Raw genomic sequence first — 17,093 nt, 5'->3', positions numbered from 1 at the left:
CGGCGACCCCAGCCACCCGACGGCCCCAGCCACCCGGCGACCCCAGCCACCCGACGGCCCCAGCCACCCGGCGACCCCAGCCACCCGGCGGGTCCGGGCACCTGGCGGCGGATCAGATCCACGGTCCCGCCGGCGCCGGCCGCGGACGAGCCCGTCGTACACCCCCGCACCCCGCCACTCGACAGCCGGATACGCCGAAGGCCCCCCACCGTTTCCGGTGAGGGGCCTTCGTACTGGTGGGGCTAACAGGATTTGAACCTGTGGCCTCATCCTTATCAGGGATGCGCTCTAACCAACTGAGCTATAGCCCCGCCGCGCTGCTGCGCTGACTTCTGAAGATTAGCGCACGTCGGGGCCAGTCCCAAAATCGATACCCGACGGCCTACTCGTCCTCGGCCAGCGTGAGCTCGACACCGCCCACGAAACCCGCCGACAAGTTGTAGATGAAGGAGCCCAGCGTCGCCAGCGCGGTCGCCAGAACCACGTCGATCACCGCGATGACCGAGGTGAAGATGAGCACCCGCGGCAGCGACAGGAACGACTGGAGATCGAAGCCGTTGCTGTCGTTCGACCCGGTGGCCTCGCTGATCGTTCCGCCCACGGTGGAGAAGACGCCCATCGCGTCCATCACCATCCACAGCACCGCGGACGCCACCACCGTGCAGATGCCGAGCGCGATGGAGAGCAGGAAGCTGACCTTCATCACCGACCACGGATCGGCCTTGGCCACCCGCAGCCGCGCCTTGCGGGTACGCGGAGTCGTCCGCGCCCCCGTCCGCGGCCGCCGGGCCGCCTGCGCAGCGCCCACGCCCTGCGCACCACCGTGCGGCCGGCCGCCCTGCGTCCCGCCCGCGGGCGAGGGATATGCCTGCGGCGGGTGGTACGGCCCGCTCGCCTGTCCCGGCCCGGGCTCACGCTCACCCGGCAACGGCCCGGTCGCATAGCCCTCGTACTGGGGCTGCGGCCCCCGGGTGTCCGTCACAATGCCCCCTTGGGAGTCCGTGGCAGGGCCACGGGCACCGTTCGCTCCTGCTCCGGAAGCGGCCGAACCGGCGCCCGTGGCTCCACTCACGCTCTACTCCTCGTGCTCCCCTGCCGAAGGCGACGTGCCTTCGACATTGCCCTCGACCGTGCTCCCGGCACCCTCCGCCGTCGCGGTCTCGGTGTCCTCGGACCCCTCGACCTCTTCGGCCTCTCGACCGGCTTCGGCGTTACGGGCAATACCGACGACGGCATCGCGCTTGCCCAGATTGATCAGTTGGACGCCCATGGTGTCACGGCCCGTCTCCCTGACTTCATTGACTCGCGTACGAATCACACCGCCGCCGAGCGTGATGGCGAGGATCTCGTCCGTCTCCTCGACCACCAGCGCGCCGACCAGCGAGCCCCGGTCCTCCACGATCTTGGCGGCCTTGATGCCCAGACCGCCGCGGCCCTGAACCCGGTACTCGTCGACGGGAGTCCGCTTCGCGTACCCGCCGTCGGTGGCAGTGAACACGAACGTACCCGGCCGGACAACATTCATCGAGAGCAGTTCGTCGCCCTCGCGGAAACTCATGCCCTTCACACCCGAGGTGGCACGGCCCATCGGGCGCAGCGCGTCGTCCGTCGCGGTGAACCTGATCGACTGGGCCTTCTTGCTGATGAGCAGCAGATCGTCCTCGGCCGAAACCAGCTCCGCACCGATCAGCTCGTCATCCGATCCGTCAGCCGTCTCCCGGAGGTTGATGGCGATGACACCACCGGAACGCGGCGAGTCGTAGTCCTTCAACGCGGTCTTCTTCACCAGACCGCCCTTCGTGGCCAGGATCAGATACGGCGCGGCCTCGTAGTCGCGGATCGCCAGGATCTGGGCGATCCGCTCGTCCGGCTGGAAGGCCAGCAGGTTGGCGACGTGCTGACCGCGGGCGTCACGGCCGGCGTCCGGGAGCTCGTACGCCTTCGCCCGGTACACCCGGCCCTTGTTCGTGAAGAACAGCAGCCAGTGGTGCGTCGTCGACACGAAGAAGTGGTCGACGATGTCGTCTTCCTTGAGCTTCGTACCGCGCACGCCCTTGCCGCCGCGCTTCTGCGAGCGGTAGTCGTCCGTCTTGGTGCGCTTCACATAGCCGCCGCGCGTGATCGTGACGACGATGTCCTCCTCGGCGATCAGGTCCTCGATGGACATGTCGCCCTCGAAGGGCACCAGCTTGGAGCGCCGGTCGTCGCCGAACTTCTCGACGAGCGCCGCCAGCTCCTCGCTGACGATCTGCCGCTGCCGCTCCGGCGACACCAGGATCGCGTTGTACTCGTTGATCTTCGCCTGGAGTTCGTCGTGCTCGGCCGTGATCTTCTGGTGCTCCAGCGCGGCCAGCCGGCGCAGCTGCATCTCCAGGATCGCGTTCGCCTGGAGCTCGTCGATCTCCAGCAGGCCCATCAGGCCCTCACGCGCCACCTCGACCGTCTGGCTGCGCCGGATGAGGGCGATGACCTCGTCGATCGCGTCCAGCGCCTTGAGCAGACCGCGCAGGATGTGCGCCCGCTCCTCGGCCTTGCGCAGCCGGAACTTCGTGCGCCGGACGATGACCTCGATCTGGTGCGTCACCCAGTGCCGGATGAACGCGTCGATCGAGAGCGTGCGCGGCACACCGTCGACCAGCGCCAGCATGTTGGCGCCGAAGTTGGTCTGCAGGTCGGTGTGCTTGTACAGGTTGTTCAGAACGACCTTGGCGACCGCGTCCCGCTTCAGCACGACGACCAGACGCTGACCGGTGCGCGACGAGGTCTCGTCACGGACGTCGGCGATCCCGCCGATCTTGCCGTCCTTCACCAGGTCGGCGATCTTCTGCGCCAGGTTGTCGGGGTTGGTCTGGTACGGAAGCTCCGTGACGACCAGGCACTGCCGGTTCTGGACCTCCTCGACCGCTACGACCGCGCGCATCGTGATCGAGCCACGGCCGGTGCGGTACGCCTCCTCGATGCCCTTGCGGCCCACGACCAGCGCACCGGTCGGGAAGTCCGGGCCCTTGATCCGCTCCATCAGCGCGTCCAGGAGCTCCTCCTGCGAGGCCTCCGGGTGCTCCAGGTACCACTGCGCGCCGTCCGCGACCTCGCGCAGGTTGTGCGGCGGGATATTGGTCGCCATACCGACCGCGATGCCCGCCGAACCATTGACCAGCAGGTTCGGGAAGCGCGCCGGCAGAACCGTGGGCTCCTGGTTGCGGCCGTCGTAGTTGTCCTGGAAGTCGACGGTCTCCTCGTCGATGTCCCGGACCATCTCCATGGACAGCGGCATCATCTTGCACTCGGTGTACCGCATGGCCGCGGCCGGGTCGTTGCCCGGAGAACCGAAGTTGCCGTTCGAGTCCACCAGCGGCATACGCATCGACCACGGCTGCGCCAGACGCACCAGTGCGTCGTAGATCGACGAGTCGCCGTGCGGGTGGTACGTACCCATGACGTCACCGACGACACGGGCGCACTTGTAGAAGCCCTTCTCGGGCCGGTAGCCGCCGTCGTACATCGCGTACAGCACCCGGCGGTGCACGGGCTTGAGACCGTCCCGCACGTCCGGCAGCGCACGCGAGACGATGACGGACATCGCGTAGTCCAGGTAGGAGCGCTGCATCTCGGTTTCGAGCCCCACGGGCTCGACACGCATGCCCACACCGGCGACGGCGGGCTCCTCTTCAGGTGTCACAGGGTTGTTCTCGTCGGCCATTGCTGGTCAAAGTCCTTTCGAGCGGCGGCTTGCTGGTACGGCCGACTCAGATGTCGAGGAAGCGGACGTCCTTGGCGTTGCGCTGGATGAACGAGCGCCGCGCCTCGACGTCCTCGCCCATCAGCACCGAGAAGAGGTCGTCGGCCTGCGCCGCGTCGTCCAGCGTGACCTGGCCGAGGACCCGGTGGTCGACGTCCATCGTGGTGACGCGCAGCTCCTCGGCGTTCATCTCGCCGAGACCCTTGAAGCGCTGGATCGAGTCTTCCTTGATCCGCTTGCCGTTCTGCTTGCCCAGCTCGACCAGGGCGTCGCGCTCGCGGTCCGAGTATGCGTACTCGAAGTCGTCCCGGCCCCACTTGATCTTGTAGAGCGGCGGACGGGAGAGGTAGACGTGCCCGGCCTCGACCAGCGGACGCATGAAGCGGAAGAGGAACGTCAGCAGCAGGGTGTTGATGTGCTGACCGTCGACGTCGGCGTCCGCCATCAGGATGATCTTGTGATAGCGCAGCTTCTCGATGTCGAAGTCCTCGTGGACCCCGGTGCCGAAGGCGGAGATCAGCGCCTGGACCTCGGTGTTCTGCAGGATCTTGTCGACCCGGGCCTTCTCGACGTTCAGGATCTTGCCGCGGATCGGCAGGATCGCCTGGTACATCGGATTGCGGCCGGACTTCGCCGAGCCACCGGCGGAGTCACCCTCGACGATGAAGATCTCGCACTTCGTCGGGTCGTTGGACTGGCAGTCGCTCAGCTTGCCCGGCAGCGAGGCGCTCTCCAGGAGCCCCTTGCGACGGGTCAGGTCACGCGCCTTGCGGGCCGCGACACGGGCCGTGGCCGCCGCGATGCCCTTGCGGATGATGTCTGCGGCCTCGTTCGGATTGCGGTCGAACCAGTCCGTGAGCTGCTCGTGGACGACCTTCTGGACGAAGGTCTTCGCCTCCGTGTTGCCCAGCTTGGTCTTCGTCTGGCCCTCGAACTGCGGCTCGCCCAGCTTCACCGAGATGATCGCCGTCAGGCCCTCGCGGATGTCGTCACCCGTGAGGTTGTCGTCCTTCTCGCGCAGCAGCTTCTTCTCGCGTGCGTACTTGTTGACCAGCGTGGTCAGCGCGGCGCGGAAGCCCTCCTCGTGAGTACCGCCCTCGTGCGTGTGGATCGTGTTCGCGAAGGAGTAGACGCCCTCGCTGTACTGCGTGTTCCACTGCATCGCGATCTCGGCCGAGAGCATGCGCTCCTTGTCCTCGGCCTCGATGTCGATCACCGAGTGGTGGATGACATCGCCCTTGCGGGAGTTGAGGTACTTCACGAAGTCGACGATGCCGCCCTCGTAGTGGTACGTGACCGTGCGGGCCTGCTCCGCCTCGGCGACCTCGGCCACCTCGGCGACCTCGGCACCCACCGTCGCCTTCGCCGACTCGCGCTCGTCGGTGAGCTTGATCGTCAGGCCCTTGTTGAGGAAGGCCATCTCCTGGAAGCGACGCGACAGGGTCTCGAAGGAGTACTCGGTCGTCTCGAAGATGTCCCCGTCGGCCCAGAAGGTGACGGACGTGCCTGTCTCGTCGGTGGCCTCGTTACGGGCCAGCGGGGCAGTGGGCACACCGAGCTTGTAGTCCTGGGTCCAGCGGTAGCCGTCCGTCTTGACCTCGACGGCCACCCGCGTGGACAGGGCGTTGACGACGGAGACGCCGACGCCGTGCAGACCGCCGGAGACCGCGTAGCCGCCCCCTCCGAACTTGCCGCCGGCGTGCAGCACCGTCAGTACGACCTCGACCGCGGGCTTCTTCTCCGACGGCACGATGCCGACCGGGATGCCGCGGCCGTTGTCGATCACGCGAACCCCGCCGTCGGCGAGGATCGTGACGTCGATCGTGTCCGCGTGCCCGGCCAGAGCCTCGTCGACCGAGTTGTCGACGACCTCGTACACGAGGTGATGGAGGCCACGCTCACCGGTCGAACCGATGTACATGCCAGGTCGCTTGCGGACCGCGTCCAGACCCTCGAGGACGGTGATCGCGCTGGCGTCGTACGAGGCAGCGGCCTCGCCGCCGCCTGCGGCGACAGCCTCGGCGCTCTCACCGGGTGTGGACGGAATGTTCTCGTTGGGGTTGCCGGAATCGGCCACGAAGCGCCCTTTCTGGCACAGCACAGGCCGTTCTCCGGGCAAACGGGAGCGGCTGCGTCGTTCGGCTTGTATCGACGACTCCCGCAAGGATGCGGGATTGTTCACCAGTCTACCGGTAGCGCTGACATGAATGGGGGTTTGCCGGTACCTGAGTACGCATGTGCCGCCCTGAATGAGCGGCTGACGACTCCCCATATTCAGGAAGGTGCTTCAGGAGGCTCACGCGGGCCTTGAGCGCTTCGGCCTGTCAACCTCCCGCTACCGTGAGGGACACCCCATTCCCAGCGCGTGGTTCCAACCACCGCATACCCGCACAAGCCGGACCCGACGGACGCGCCCCTGCAGAGCGCGGCGACGGCCCGGGAGCGGTCCGGGGAAGGCCCCGCAGCGGTCCTGGGAAGGTGCCGGAGCGGTCCGGAGGAACGTTTCGGCGCACCCCAGGAACAAGGAAAAGCCCAGGTCAGCCGTATGTGTCGCCCGGACCCGTACTGCCCGGCGCCCGCAGCGGACCGAACCTGCGCTGCGGGCCACCCGGCCCCAGCACCTTGATGAACCGGACCGTGCCCTGCCCCAGATCCGCGTTCAGCCGGGCCACCAGCTGAGGCGCCAGCAACCGCAGCTGCGTCGCCCACGCCGTCGAGTCGCACTGCACCGTCAGCACCCGCTCGACCGGGTCCTCGTCGTACCGCAGCGGCACACAATGATTGGCCAGATCTTCACCGACGATCTGCGGCCAGCGCCCCATCACCCCGCCCACCGCCGCAGGCGTCTCCCAGCCGCGCTCGGTGATCAGACGGTTGATCGCAGAACCCAGCGGCAAGGGATCACGCCCATCGGCCCGCGCACCCGAACGCAGCCCGCCACCCCGCCTGGCCTGCTTCTTCTGCTGCGCGGCAGCACCACGCGCCCGCGCCTGCTCCTTGGCCGCACGCAACGCCACCCGCGCCAGATCGACACCCGAGGGCTCCGGAGCCTTCCCCCTGCCGGAACGCTCCAGCGACGGCTCCCCGGGCCCCTCACCGCGGCCGTTCACAGCCGCTCCACCACACCGGCGGACACCGCGTACCGCGTCCCCGCCAGCACACCCGGAACGTCGTCGTCCACCGCGGCCGTCACCAGCACCTGCTCACCCGGGGCCACCAGCTCCGCCAGCCGCTCACGGCGCCGCGCGTCCAGCTCCGCGAAGACATCGTCCAGCACCAGCACCGGCTCATTGCCCTCGCTGCGCAGCAGATCGTACGAAGCCAGCCGCAGCGCCAACGCATACGACCAGGACTCACCATGACTCGCGTACCCCTTGGCCGGCATCCCGCGCAGCCCCAGCAGCACATCGTCGCGGTGCGGACCGACCAGGGTCACCCCCCGCTCGATCTCCTGCTTGCGCACCCCCGCCAGGGCGCCGATCAGCAGTTCGTACAGCTCCTCGCGGGTACGCGCCGACTCCACACCGGCCCCGACCGAACTGCGGTACTCCAACGCCACCGGGCCACCGCCCGGCGCGACATCCGCATACGCCTTCTCCGCCAGCGGCTGCAGGGTCGCGAGCAGATCCAGCCGCTGCGCCAGCAGCTCCGCACCCACCCGGCCCAGATGCTGGTCCCACACGTCGAGCGTGGACAGGTCCATCGACCTGCCGCCGTGCCGACGCGCCATCGCCGCCGACTTGAGCAGCGTGTTGCGCTGCTTCAGCACCCGCTCGTAGTCCGAGCGCACCCCCGCCATCCGCGGCGAACGCGCCGTGATCAACTCGTCGAGAAAACGCCGGCGCTCCCCGGGATCCCCCTTGACCAGCGCCAGATCCTCCGGCGCGAACAGCACCGTACGCACTATCCCCAGCACGTCCCGCGGCCTGACCTGCGACGATCTATTGATACGAGCCCGATTGGCCTTGCCGGGATTGAGCTCCAGCTCGATCAGCTGCGACCGTTCTCCCTGCGTCACAGCCGCGCGGATGACAGCCCGGTCCGCGCCCATCCGCACCAGCGGCGCATCGGAGGAGACCCGATGGCTGCCGAGCGTCGCGAGATAGCCGACCGCCTCCACCAGATTCGTCTTGCCCTGGCCATTGGCGCCCACGAAAGCGGTGACGCCCGGTTCGAGAGGCACCTCGACCCGGGCGTACGAGCGGAAGTCGGCCAGCGAGAGATGCGTGACATGCATGGGTGTACGCCGACCTTCCCGGCTTCCTGCTCCGTGCTTCGTGGAGCGGACCGGACGTCTGGGGCCGGCCCGCTTCCCGTTGCGGTTACTTCTTGTTCTCGACCGCGTGGCCACCGAACTGGTTGCGCAGTGCGGCGATCATCTTCATCTGCGGGGAGTCGTCCTGGCGCGAGGCGAAACGCGCGAAGAGCGACGCGGTGATCGCGGGCAGCGGCACCGCGTTGTCGATCGCGGCCTCCACCGTCCACCGGCCCTCGCCGGAGTCGGCGGCGTAGCCACGGAGCTTGTCGAGGTGCTCGTCGTCGTCCAGCGCGTTGACCGCCAGGTCGAGCAGCCAGGAACGGATGACCGTGCCCTCCTGCCATGAGCGGAAGACCTCGCGCACATCGGTGACGGAGTCGACCTTCTCCAGGAGCTCCCAGCCCTCGGCGTAGGCCTGCATCATGGCGTACTCGATGCCGTTGTGGACCATCTTCGCGAAGTGGCCGGCGCCGACCTTGCCCGCGTGGACGGAACCGAAGTCGCCCTCGGGCTTCAGCGCGTCGAAGATCGGCTGGACCTTCGCCACGTTCTCGGCGTCGCCGCCGTACATCAGCGCGTAGCCGTTCTCCAGGCCCCAGACACCGCCGGAGACGCCGCAGTCCACGAAGCCGATGCCCTTGATACCCAGCTCGACGGCGTGCTTCTCGTCGTCGGTCCAGCGGGAATTCCCGCCGTCCACGACGATGTCGCCGGGCGAGAGGAGACCTGCGAGCTCGTCGATGGTGGCCTGGGTCGGAGCTCCGGCCGGAACCATCACCCAGACGACCCGGGGACCCTTCAGCTTGCCCACAAGCTCTTCGAGGCTGTGGACATCGGAGACGTCCGGGTTGCGGTCGTAACCGATGACGGTGTGGCCTGCGCGGCGGATGCGCTCGCGCATGTTGCCGCCCATCTTGCCGAGGCCGACGAGACCGAGCTCCATCAGAGATTCCTTAAGCGTTGTGCCGATTCGTACCCAAGGACGAGCCTACGCCCGGCCGGGGACGGCCCGACGGGCATGCTCGGCGCCGAGCATGCCCGTCGGGAACCCGTCGTGACAGAACCGATGAGCGGGTCAGCCGGAGAGGCGGACCGGCATGATCAGGTACTTGTACGCGTCGTCCGCCTCTGCGTCCACGGCCGGGCGGCCGCTGAGCAGCGCGGGCTTGGTGGACGTCGTGAAGGAGAGCTGGGCAACCGGGGAGTCGATCGCGCTCAGCCCGTCCAGCAGGAAGGTCGGGTTGAAGGCGATCGAGATGTCGTCGCCCTCCAGCACCGCGTCGACCCGCTCCACAGCCTGTGCATCGTCGCTGGAGCCCGCTTCCAGGATCAGCACGCCCTGCTCGAAGCTGAGCCGCACCGGGGTGTTCCGCTCGGCGACCAGAGCCACACGCTTGACGGCCTCGACGAACGGGGCGGTCTCGATGACCGCGACCGAGTTGAACTCCGTGGGGAAGAGCGTGCGGTACTTCGGCAGATCGCCCTCGAGCAGCCGCGTGGTCGTACGCCGGCCCGCGCCTTCGAAACCGATCAGCCCCTCACCGGCACCCGAGCCGGACAGCGCCAGGGTCACCGTGTCACCGCTGGTCAGGGCCTTGGCGGTGTCCAGGAGCGTCTTGGCGGGCACCAGGGCGACCGCCGAGGCGTCGGGGTTCTCCGGCTTCCAGAGGAACTCGCGGACCGCGAAGCGGTAGCGGTCGGTCGAGGCCAGGGTGACGGTGTCGCCCTCGATCTCGATGCGCACACCGGTCAGCACCGGCAGCGTGTCGTCACGGCCCGCGGCGATGGCGACCTGGGCGGCGGCCGAGGCGAAGACCTCGCCGGGGACGGTGCCCGTGGCGGTCGGCATCTCGGGCAGCGCGGGGTACTCCTCCACAGGAAGGGTGTGGAGTGTGAATCGCGAGGAGCCGCAGACCACGGTCGCCCGTACACCGTCTGTGGAAATCTCCACCGGGCGGTTGGGAAGGGCGCGGCAGATGTCGGCGAGCAGCCGGCCGGAGACCAGCACCGTGCCGTCCTCCTCGACCTCGGCGTCCACCGAGACCCGGGCCGAGACCTCGTAGTCGAAGCTGGAGAAGCTGAGGACCCCGTCCTCAGCCTTCAGCAGAAGGCCCGCAAGAACGGGCGCCGGCGGACGGGCCGGGAGGCTACGGGCCACCCAGGCCACAGCCTCCGCGAGTACATCGCGCTCCACCCGGATCTTCACCGGAACCGCCTCCTGCTGTTGCTTGCTTGCCCTGCTGGCCTTCGTCGTCTGATCGCGTCTCCCGCCGACGAGGCAGGAAGGACGCCGGGGACCAGTCTGACGTACGGCACCGACACTCGGTGCTGCTCGGGGTCAAGTCGCGACAAGAGGTTCGGAGAGCTCCGGCGCCGAGTTGTGCACAGGCCCCACTTCGAAGCGGATTCCGGGCTAACTCTATGTGGCAGTAGTAGTAGGGCCTGTGGAAACCGTGGATAACGTCGTTTCCGCAGGTCAAGTCCGGTTTTTTGTCCACCGCCCCTGTGGGTGGCACCGGTGGACAACACGGCGCTTCTGTGGACACGGGAAAGTTCTGCACACCCGATGCACAGGACAGAGGGGTTTCTCCCCAGGGCTGTCCCCAGCTTTACCCAGGTTCCCCACAGCCCAACCGACCCTCTTGGTGTGACGCCTTTCACTCGGCGCGGTGAAAGGCGGTCCCAGGTTGCCGAACAGTGGACAGAGGTGTGGAGAAGCAGCGGGAAGCTGGGGACAACATGGCTCGGGCTGTGGGCTGCCGGTGGACAACATCATCAGACCCCTGTGGACGAACATTTTGTCCACAGGCTGTGGATCACTGTTGACCACAAATCCCCAGGCCCTTGACCTGGCCTGATGGAGTATCGGCAGTCACCCCTGTGGAAGCAATATGGACAACTTCCGGATCCCCAGGCTGTGGAGGGGGAAAACTCCCCAGATCTGTGGAGAACGGACGGCCGGCGGCAGGTATTCGAACACCGCGGTGGTGTCGGGGTGTTGGGAGTGGGTGCCGGGACGGGTTTCGAGGGGGCGTTGAGGGGCCTTCGAGGGTCTCCGGACGGGCTTCGAGGGGGCTGCCGGCTGCCTTCGGAAGGACTTCGGATGGTTTCCGGGCGGCCAGGGGGCGGCGTCCGGACGGCCTTGGCGACTTCCGCGGTCTCCGGGTGGCTCCGGGCAGCTTCGGGCAACGAAAAAGGGCGCCCGAGGAGCCTTGGGTGGGCTCTTCGGGCGCCCTTGGGGCGGCGCGGTGCGGAGGTGGTCGGTCAGCCGTTCTTGATGCGGTTGGTGAGCTCGGTGACCTGGTTGTAGATGGAACGGCGCTCCGCCATCAGCGCGCGGATCTTCCGGTCCGCGTGCATCACCGTCGTGTGGTCGCGGCCGCCGAACTGCGCGCCGATCTTGGGCAGGGAGAGATCGGTGAGCTCCCGGCAGAGGTACATGGCGATCTGTCGGGCCGTCACCAGCACGCGGCTGCGCGAGGTTCCGCAGAGATCGTCCACCGTGAGACCGAAGTAGTCCGCGGTCGAGGCCATGATGGCCGTTGCCGTGATCTCCGGAGCCGAGTCCTCGCCGCCCGGGATCAGATCCTTCAGCACGTGCTCGGTCAGTCCGAGGTCCACCGGCTGACGGTTGAGGCTGGCGAAGGCCGTGACCCGGATCAGCGCCCCCTCCAGCTCCCTGATGTTCCGGGAGATACGGGAGGCGATGAACTCCAGCACCTCCGGCGGGGCGTTGAGCTGCTCCTGCACCGCCTTCTTGCGCAGGATAGCGATCCGCGTCTCCAGCTCCGGCGGCTGCACATCGGTGGTCAGACCCCACTCGAACCGGTTCCGCAGCCGGTCCTCCAGGGTCACCAGCTGCTTGGGCGGCCGGTCGGAGGACAGCACGATCTGCTTGTTGGCGTTGTGCAGCGTATTGAAGGTGTGGAAGAACTCCTCCTGCGTCGACTCCTTGCTCGCGAGGAACTGGATGTCGTCGACGAGCAGGATGTCCACATCCCGGTAGCGCTTGCGGAAGGTGTCGCCCTTGCCGTCGCGGATCGAGTTGATGAACTCGTTGGTGAACTCCTCGGAGCTCACGTACCGCACCCGGGTGCCCGGGTAGAGGCTGCGGGCGTAGTGCCCGATGGCGTGCAGCAGGTGGGTCTTGCCGAGCCCGGACTCCCCGTAGATGAAGAGCGGGTTGTACGCCTTGGCGGGGGCTTCGGCGACCGCGACCGCCGCGGCGTGCGCGAACCGGTTGGACGCACCGATGACGAAGGTGTCGAAGAGGTACTTCGGATTCAGCCGGGCCGCCGGCTCGCCGGGGCCGGGCGTGGGAGCGGGCTGCGAGCCCATCGGTCCGGAGGCGCTGCCGGGTCGTCCGGTGCCGACGCCGGACGACCGGTGCTGCGGTTGGGGCTCCTGGATGTCGTGGTGCTCGGGGCGCTGCTGTTCGTAACCCTGGTGCTCGGGCGGCTGCGGGCGGTAGTCGTGCTGCGGCTGCTGGGGGCGGCCGCCGGGGTACGGCTGGTGCCACTGTTCCGCGGGGGCCTCGCGGTCCTGGAATCCGCCGAGCCGGGGCTGCTGCCAGGAGAGGTCCTCCTGGGTGCGCGGCCACGCTCCGGGGTCGGGGCGCTGCTGCTGGTAGTCGGGGTAGGCGGGCCGGGCGGTCGGCATGCCGTCGTCGGAGGGCCGGTGCCCGTAGCCGTCGTACGCGTCGTTGTGCTGCCGCTCGTCGCGCTGTGGCCCCTGGTAGCGGTGCTGGGGGGACTGGGGCTGGTGCATCGGAGGCGCGGGCGGGCTCGGAGGCTCGCCCGCGGAGTCGTCGACGGTGATCGCGATGCGGATCGGGCGGCCGCATTCGCGGCTCAGCGTCTCACTGATGAGCGGCGCGAGCCGGCCCTCCAGGACGCGCTTGCCCCACTCATTGGGGACGGCGAGCAGCGCGGTGTCGGCGACCAGGGCGAGCGGCTGGCAGCGCTCGATCCACTGCTTGTCCTTCGGCTCGATGCCCTGTTGGCCCTCCCCGAGGAGTTGCTCCAGCACTCGTGGCCACACTGCGGCAAGATCGGCAGGTACGTCAGCCACAGGGCACGCTCTCTCGCTGGTCCCACGAATGTGTGGTTCTCGGGACGGGATGGGTGGGGACCGGCAGGCAGGAAGAAAAGACCGGAACCCAGCCACGGTAATCAGGGCGACCCGCGTGGTTCAAGTTGTTGTCCACAGCCTGTGCACAGTGGGGGGCGCCGTGGAGCTGGTTTGACCGGATGGCGTAGCCGCGCGTACCGTGACCAGGTCGAGTTGTCGATGGCTGCTGCCGCCTGCCTCCGATGGGCAAAGATCACGATCTGTGATTGTGAAGCGGTGCACTAGAGCGTTTACGCGAGTCTCTCGTGGGCGCACGGTGACAGCCAGGCGATGTCCCGCCAAAACACGAGTCATTTCTGGAGCCCCCTAGTGAGCAAGCGCACCTTCCAGCCGAACAACCGTCGCCGCGCGAAGACCCACGGTTTCCGGCTGCGTATGCGCACCCGTGCCGGCCGCGCGATCCTCGCGTCCCGCCGTGGCAAGGGTCGCGCCAACCTGTCCGCCTGATCGCTTACAGGTCATGACGTGCTGCCTACCGAGAATCGGCTGAGGCGGCGCGAGGACTTCGCGACCGCAGTACGTCGAGGACGCCGGGCCGGTCGCCCGCTACTCGTCGTTCATCTACGCAGCGGTGCAACGGACCCGCACGCGACTGGGGAGAATGCTCCCCCGCCGCGTGCGGGTTTCGTTGTCAGCAAAGCCGTGGGTGGAGCGGTTGTGCGCACAGCGGTGAAGCGGAAGCTTCGCCACCTGGTCCGCGAACGACTTGCCCTGCTGCCCCCCGGTAGCCTGGTTGTCGTACGAGCGCTGCCCGGTGCGGGCGACGCCGACCATGAACAGCTGGCCCGAGACCTGGACGCCGCTCTCCAGCGGCTGCTGGGAGGGGGCGCGCGATGAAGTACCCGCTGCTGGCTCTTATCAAGCTGTACCAGTGGACGATCAGCCCACTTCTCGGGCCTGTCTGCCGTTACTACCCGTCGTGTTCCCACTACGGATATACGGCGATCGACCGGCACGGAGCGATCAAGGGAACTGCGCTGACGGCCTGGCGCATCCTGCGGTGCAATCCGTGGTCACCCGGTGGCGTGGACCACGTTCCACCACGCAAACGTCCGCGTTGGCATGAACTCCTGCGTAATGCCATGCGCGGCGGCAAGGGCGGGGACTCCGCCGCTGATGCGCCTGTCCGGGGATCGGTCTCCGACCCCCCGAGTCAGGCCGCAGAGACTTCGCCCAATGCTCAAGGAGCCTGATTAGTGGACACGATTGCCAGTCTGTTCAGCTTTATCACCTGGCCTGTTTCATGGGTCATCGTCCAGTTCCACACGTTGTACGGAGCGATCTTCGGCGATGACACGGGTTGGGCCTGGGGCCTGTCCATCGTGTCGCTGGTGGTGTTGATCCGGATCTGTCTGATCCCGCTTTTCGTGAAGCAGATCAAGTCGACCCGGAACATGCAGGTGCTCCAGCCGAAGATGAAGGCGATCCAGGAGCGCTACAAGAGCGACAAGCAGCGTCAGTCCGAAGAGATGATGAAGCTGTACAAGGAGACGGGTACGAACCCGCTCTCCTCGTGCCTTCCCATCCTGGCGCAGTCGCCGTTCTTCTTCGCCCTGTATCACGTGCTCTCGGCCATCGCCTCGGGCAAGACGATCGGTGTCATCGACCAGCCGCTGCTCGACAGCGCCCGTCAGGCACACATCTTCGGTGCTCCGCTCGCTGCCAAGTTTATGAACAGCCCGGCGGAAGTCGAGGCTCTCGGTGCATCTCTCACCGATGTCCGGGTCGTCACCGCGGTCATGATCGTGTTGATGTCGGCGTCGCAGTTCTTCACCCAGCGCCAGCTGATGACGAAGAACGTCGACCTGACGGTCAAGACGCCGTACATGCAGCAGCAGAAGATGCTGATGTACATCTTCCCGTTGATCTTCGCCGGCATGGGCATCAACTTCCCCGTCGGTGTCCTTGTCTACTGGCTGACCACCAACGTCTGGACCATGGGTCAGCAGATGTACGTGATCAACCAGAACCCGACTCCGGGCAGCAAGGCGCAGGACCAGTACCTGACCCGTCTGCTGAAGAGCGTCACTGCGCACGGCGAGGTCCGTGGCAGGACCCGGCGCAACACCGTCAAGCGGATCGTGGCCAAGGGCCCGGACCGCAATGACATCGAGCGGAAGTTCATCACCGGACTGGCCAAGCTGGGCTTCGCCGCCCAGGAGGACGGCACGGTGATCAAGAGCGAGACCGCTGCCGCCGAGGCCGAGGCCGGAGCCGCGCAGCGGCGTCAGCAGCCCAAGCGCCAGACCAAGGCCCAGCGCCAGACCGGTGCCGCGCAGGCAGGGGCCAAGGGCGCCGATTCCGCCGAATCGGATTCCAAGACCTCCCTGCAGAAGCAGGGCGAAAAGCCCAAGCCGGCGGGCAAGCCCGCGTCCGGCTCCTCACGCCAAGCCAAGTCCGGACAGCGCAAGGGTCCGCAGCGGCCCAAGCACCCGTCCAAGAAGTAAGAAGGAGTCCATCCGTGACGGAAGGCACCACCTCCACGGCCGCTGAGGGCAGCGACACCTTGACCCGCCTTGAGCAGGAGGGCGAGATTGCAGCGGACTACCTTGAGGGTCTGCTCGACATCGCCGACCTCGACGGCGACATCGACATGGATGTCGAGGCGGACCGGGCCGCGGTCTCGATCATCAGCGACTCGGCACGTGAACTGCAGAAGCTCGTGGGCCGCGACGGTGAGGTGCTGGAGGCGCTCCAGGAGCTGACGCGGCTCGCCGTTCACCGGGAGACCGGGGACCGCAGCCGGCTGATGCTGGACATCGCGGGCTTCCGGGCCAAGAAGCGCGCGGAGCTCGCCGAGCTGGGCGCCAAGGCCGCGGATGAGGTCAAGAGCACCGGCGCGCCGGTGAAGCTGGCCCCGATGACGCCGTTCGAGCGCAAGGTCGTGCACGATGCGGTCGCGGCCGCGGGTCTGCGCAGCGAGTCCGAGGGCGAGGAGCCGGAGCGCTTCGTCGTCGTCCTCCCGGCCTGACCGGACCCCTAGTTCTGTCGGCCCCGTCTGTTCACAGGCGGGGCCGATCTTTGTCAGCCTGATAGTCAGCCACCCACAGTGCGGTACGGAAGGACGGTTCCCGTGACGGCGGAAGTAGAGCTTCCCCAGGCGCCCGAAGGGGCGCGGGCGGTTTTCGGTGAGTTCTTCCCGGAGACTGTCCGCTACGCGGAGCTGCTGGCGGATGCCGGGGTGAAGCGGGGGCTGATCGGCCCGCGTGAGGTGCCGAGGCTGTGGGAGCGGCATCTGCTGAACTGCGCGGTGCTCTCCGAGGTCGTGCCCGAGGGGGTCACGGTCTGCGATGTGGGTTCGGGTGCGGGTCTTCCCGGTATTCCGCTGGCGCTGGTGCGCCCGGATCTCAAGATCACTCTGCTGGAGCCCCTGCTCCGGCGCACGAATTTCCTTCAGGAAGTCGTGGAGCTGCTGGGCCTGGACCATGTGACGGTGGTGCGGGGCCGAGCCGAGGAGGTGCTGGGCTCGCTTCAGCCGGTGCATGTGGTGACGGCCCGTGCGGTGGCTCCGCTGGACCGGTTGGCCGGGTGGGGTGTTCCGCTGCTGCGCCCGTACGGGGAGATGCTGGCGCTCAAGGGGGACACCGCCGAGGAGGAGATCGCGGGGGCGCGTGCGGCCCTGGGGAAGCTCGGTGTGGTGGAGACCGAGGTGCTGCATGTCGGGGAGGGAGTGGTCGACCCGATGTCCACGGTGGTGCGTGTGGTGGTGGGTGAGAGTCCGGGCGGTGTGAGGTTCGCTGCGAAGAGGGCCAAGGCTGCGAGGACGAGTCGTACGAGGCGCCGTCGCTGATGCCTCCGGTCGCACTGCGGGACTGAGTGCTACGAGTGGTATGCGCCGTCTGTCGACTGTGCTTCCGGTATGCAGCCGTACGTCCCCATGCGGAGTGTCGTGCCCCTGTAGCTAGGCTGCAGGGGCATCGTGTTTCACGTGAAACGTCGCTCTCTGCTGCATGGAATCATCAGCCG

At 67.5% G+C, this 17,093-nt stretch carries 14 protein-coding genes and 1 tRNA gene; 6 read left to right on the top strand and 9 right to left on the bottom strand.

Features of this window, described 5'->3' with window-relative positions; genetic code table 11:
• Positions 1 to 234: 234 nt before the first annotated feature.
• The 9 genes from IE107_RS09045 to dnaA all read right to left on the bottom strand — a co-directional run bounded on the left by IE107_RS09045 (position 235) and on the right by dnaA (position 13,067).
• Positions 235 to 311, bottom strand: a tRNA-Ile gene (locus IE107_RS09045).
• A gap of 71 nt (positions 312 to 382) precedes the next feature.
• On the bottom strand, positions 383 to 982 hold the full coding sequence (locus IE107_RS09040; protein WP_189543001.1) for a DUF3566 domain-containing protein: 600 nt from the start codon (positions 980 to 982) through the stop codon (positions 383 to 385).
• A 93-nt stretch (positions 983 to 1,075) separates the two neighbouring features.
• On the bottom strand, positions 1,076 to 3,700 hold the full coding sequence (gene gyrA / locus IE107_RS09035; protein ID WP_189542998.1) for a DNA gyrase subunit A: 2,625 nt from the start codon (positions 3,698 to 3,700) through the stop codon (positions 1,076 to 1,078).
• A gap of 46 nt (positions 3,701 to 3,746) precedes the next feature.
• Entirely contained in the window at positions 3,747 to 5,840 is a 2,094-nt protein-coding gene (gyrB, locus tag IE107_RS09030; protein ID WP_189542996.1) for a DNA topoisomerase (ATP-hydrolyzing) subunit B, read from the bottom strand.
• A 436-nt stretch (positions 5,841 to 6,276) separates the two neighbouring features.
• Positions 6,277 to 6,849: a DciA family protein gene (locus tag IE107_RS09025; RefSeq protein WP_373302416.1), complete on the bottom strand. Its 573-nt coding sequence runs from the start codon at positions 6,847 to 6,849 to the stop codon at positions 6,277 to 6,279.
• Positions 6,846 to 7,976 (bottom strand): DNA replication/repair protein RecF, encoded by a 1,131-nt coding sequence (gene recF, locus IE107_RS09020; RefSeq protein ID WP_189542994.1) that lies wholly within the window; start codon positions 7,974 to 7,976, stop codon positions 6,846 to 6,848. The genes IE107_RS09025 and recF overlap by 4 nt, the downstream gene beginning before the upstream one ends.
• An 85-nt stretch (positions 7,977 to 8,061) precedes the next feature.
• A complete protein-coding gene (gnd, locus tag IE107_RS09015; protein ID WP_072487581.1) occupies positions 8,062 to 8,940 on the bottom strand; it encodes a phosphogluconate dehydrogenase (NAD(+)-dependent, decarboxylating) in 879 nt (292 codons plus the stop codon).
• Positions 8,941 to 9,072: 132 nt separating this feature from the next.
• The gene (gene dnaN, locus IE107_RS09010; protein ID WP_189542991.1) at positions 9,073 to 10,203 is read right to left on the bottom strand and encodes a DNA polymerase III subunit beta; all 1,131 of its coding nucleotides are present in this window, start codon (positions 10,201 to 10,203) and stop codon (positions 9,073 to 9,075) included.
• A 1,058-nt stretch (positions 10,204 to 11,261) separates the two neighbouring features.
• Positions 11,262 to 13,067, bottom strand: a complete 1,806-nt coding sequence (gene dnaA / locus IE107_RS09005) for a chromosomal replication initiator protein DnaA (RefSeq protein WP_189542989.1) — start codon at positions 13,065 to 13,067, stop codon at positions 11,262 to 11,264.
• Positions 13,068 to 13,436: 369 nt separating this feature from the next.
• On the opposite strand from dnaA, the gene rpmH reads away from it, so the two are divergent.
• From rpmH to rsmG, 6 genes are all read left to right on the top strand, one after another.
• Positions 13,437 to 13,574, top strand: a complete 138-nt coding sequence (rpmH, locus tag IE107_RS09000) for a 50S ribosomal protein L34 (protein WP_030930485.1) — start codon at positions 13,437 to 13,439, stop codon at positions 13,572 to 13,574.
• An 18-nt stretch (positions 13,575 to 13,592) separates the two neighbouring features.
• Positions 13,593 to 13,964: a ribonuclease P protein component gene (gene rnpA / locus IE107_RS08995; protein ID WP_189542987.1), complete on the top strand. Its 372-nt coding sequence runs from the start codon at positions 13,593 to 13,595 to the stop codon at positions 13,962 to 13,964.
• Positions 13,961 to 14,320 carry a membrane protein insertion efficiency factor YidD gene (yidD, locus tag IE107_RS08990; protein WP_189542985.1) on the top strand — a complete coding sequence of 120 codons (360 nt, stop codon included), beginning with the start codon at positions 13,961 to 13,963 and terminating at the stop codon, positions 14,318 to 14,320. The genes rnpA and yidD overlap by 4 nt, the downstream gene beginning before the upstream one ends.
• A gap of 3 nt (positions 14,321 to 14,323) precedes the next feature.
• Positions 14,324 to 15,574, top strand: coding sequence for a membrane protein insertase YidC (yidC, locus tag IE107_RS08985; protein WP_189542983.1), 1,251 nt, complete (start codon positions 14,324 to 14,326; stop codon positions 15,572 to 15,574).
• Positions 15,575 to 15,588: 14 nt separating this feature from the next.
• Positions 15,589 to 16,098, top strand: coding sequence for a Jag family protein (locus IE107_RS08980; protein WP_189542981.1), 510 nt, complete (start codon positions 15,589 to 15,591; stop codon positions 16,096 to 16,098).
• Between the two features lie 102 nt (positions 16,099 to 16,200).
• On the top strand, positions 16,201 to 16,917 hold the full coding sequence (rsmG, locus tag IE107_RS08975; protein ID WP_189542980.1) for a 16S rRNA (guanine(527)-N(7))-methyltransferase RsmG: 717 nt from the start codon (positions 16,201 to 16,203) through the stop codon (positions 16,915 to 16,917).
• The last annotated feature ends 176 nt before the right edge of the window (positions 16,918 to 17,093 follow it).

The organism is Streptomyces gelaticus, from assembly GCF_014649535.1.
In the GTDB taxonomy this organism is placed as follows: domain Bacteria; phylum Actinomycetota; class Actinomycetes; order Streptomycetales; family Streptomycetaceae; genus Streptomyces; species Streptomyces gelaticus.
The sequence above is the reverse complement of the archived record's forward strand: the minus strand, read 5'-3'. Positions and strand labels throughout refer to the sequence as shown.

Coding starts and splice junctions, on each gene's coding strand:
- gyrA (WP_189542998.1), bottom strand. CDS start 3,700: ATGGCCGACGAGAACAACCCTGTGACACCTGAAGAGGAGCCCGCCGTC.
- recF (WP_189542994.1), bottom strand. CDS start 7,976: ATGCATGTCACGCATCTCTCGCTGGCCGACTTCCGCTCGTACGCCCGG.
- gnd (WP_072487581.1), bottom strand. CDS start 8,940: ATGGAGCTCGGTCTCGTCGGCCTCGGCAAGATGGGCGGCAACATGCGC.
- yidD (WP_189542985.1), top strand. CDS start 13,961: ATGAAGTACCCGCTGCTGGCTCTTATCAAGCTGTACCAGTGGACGATC.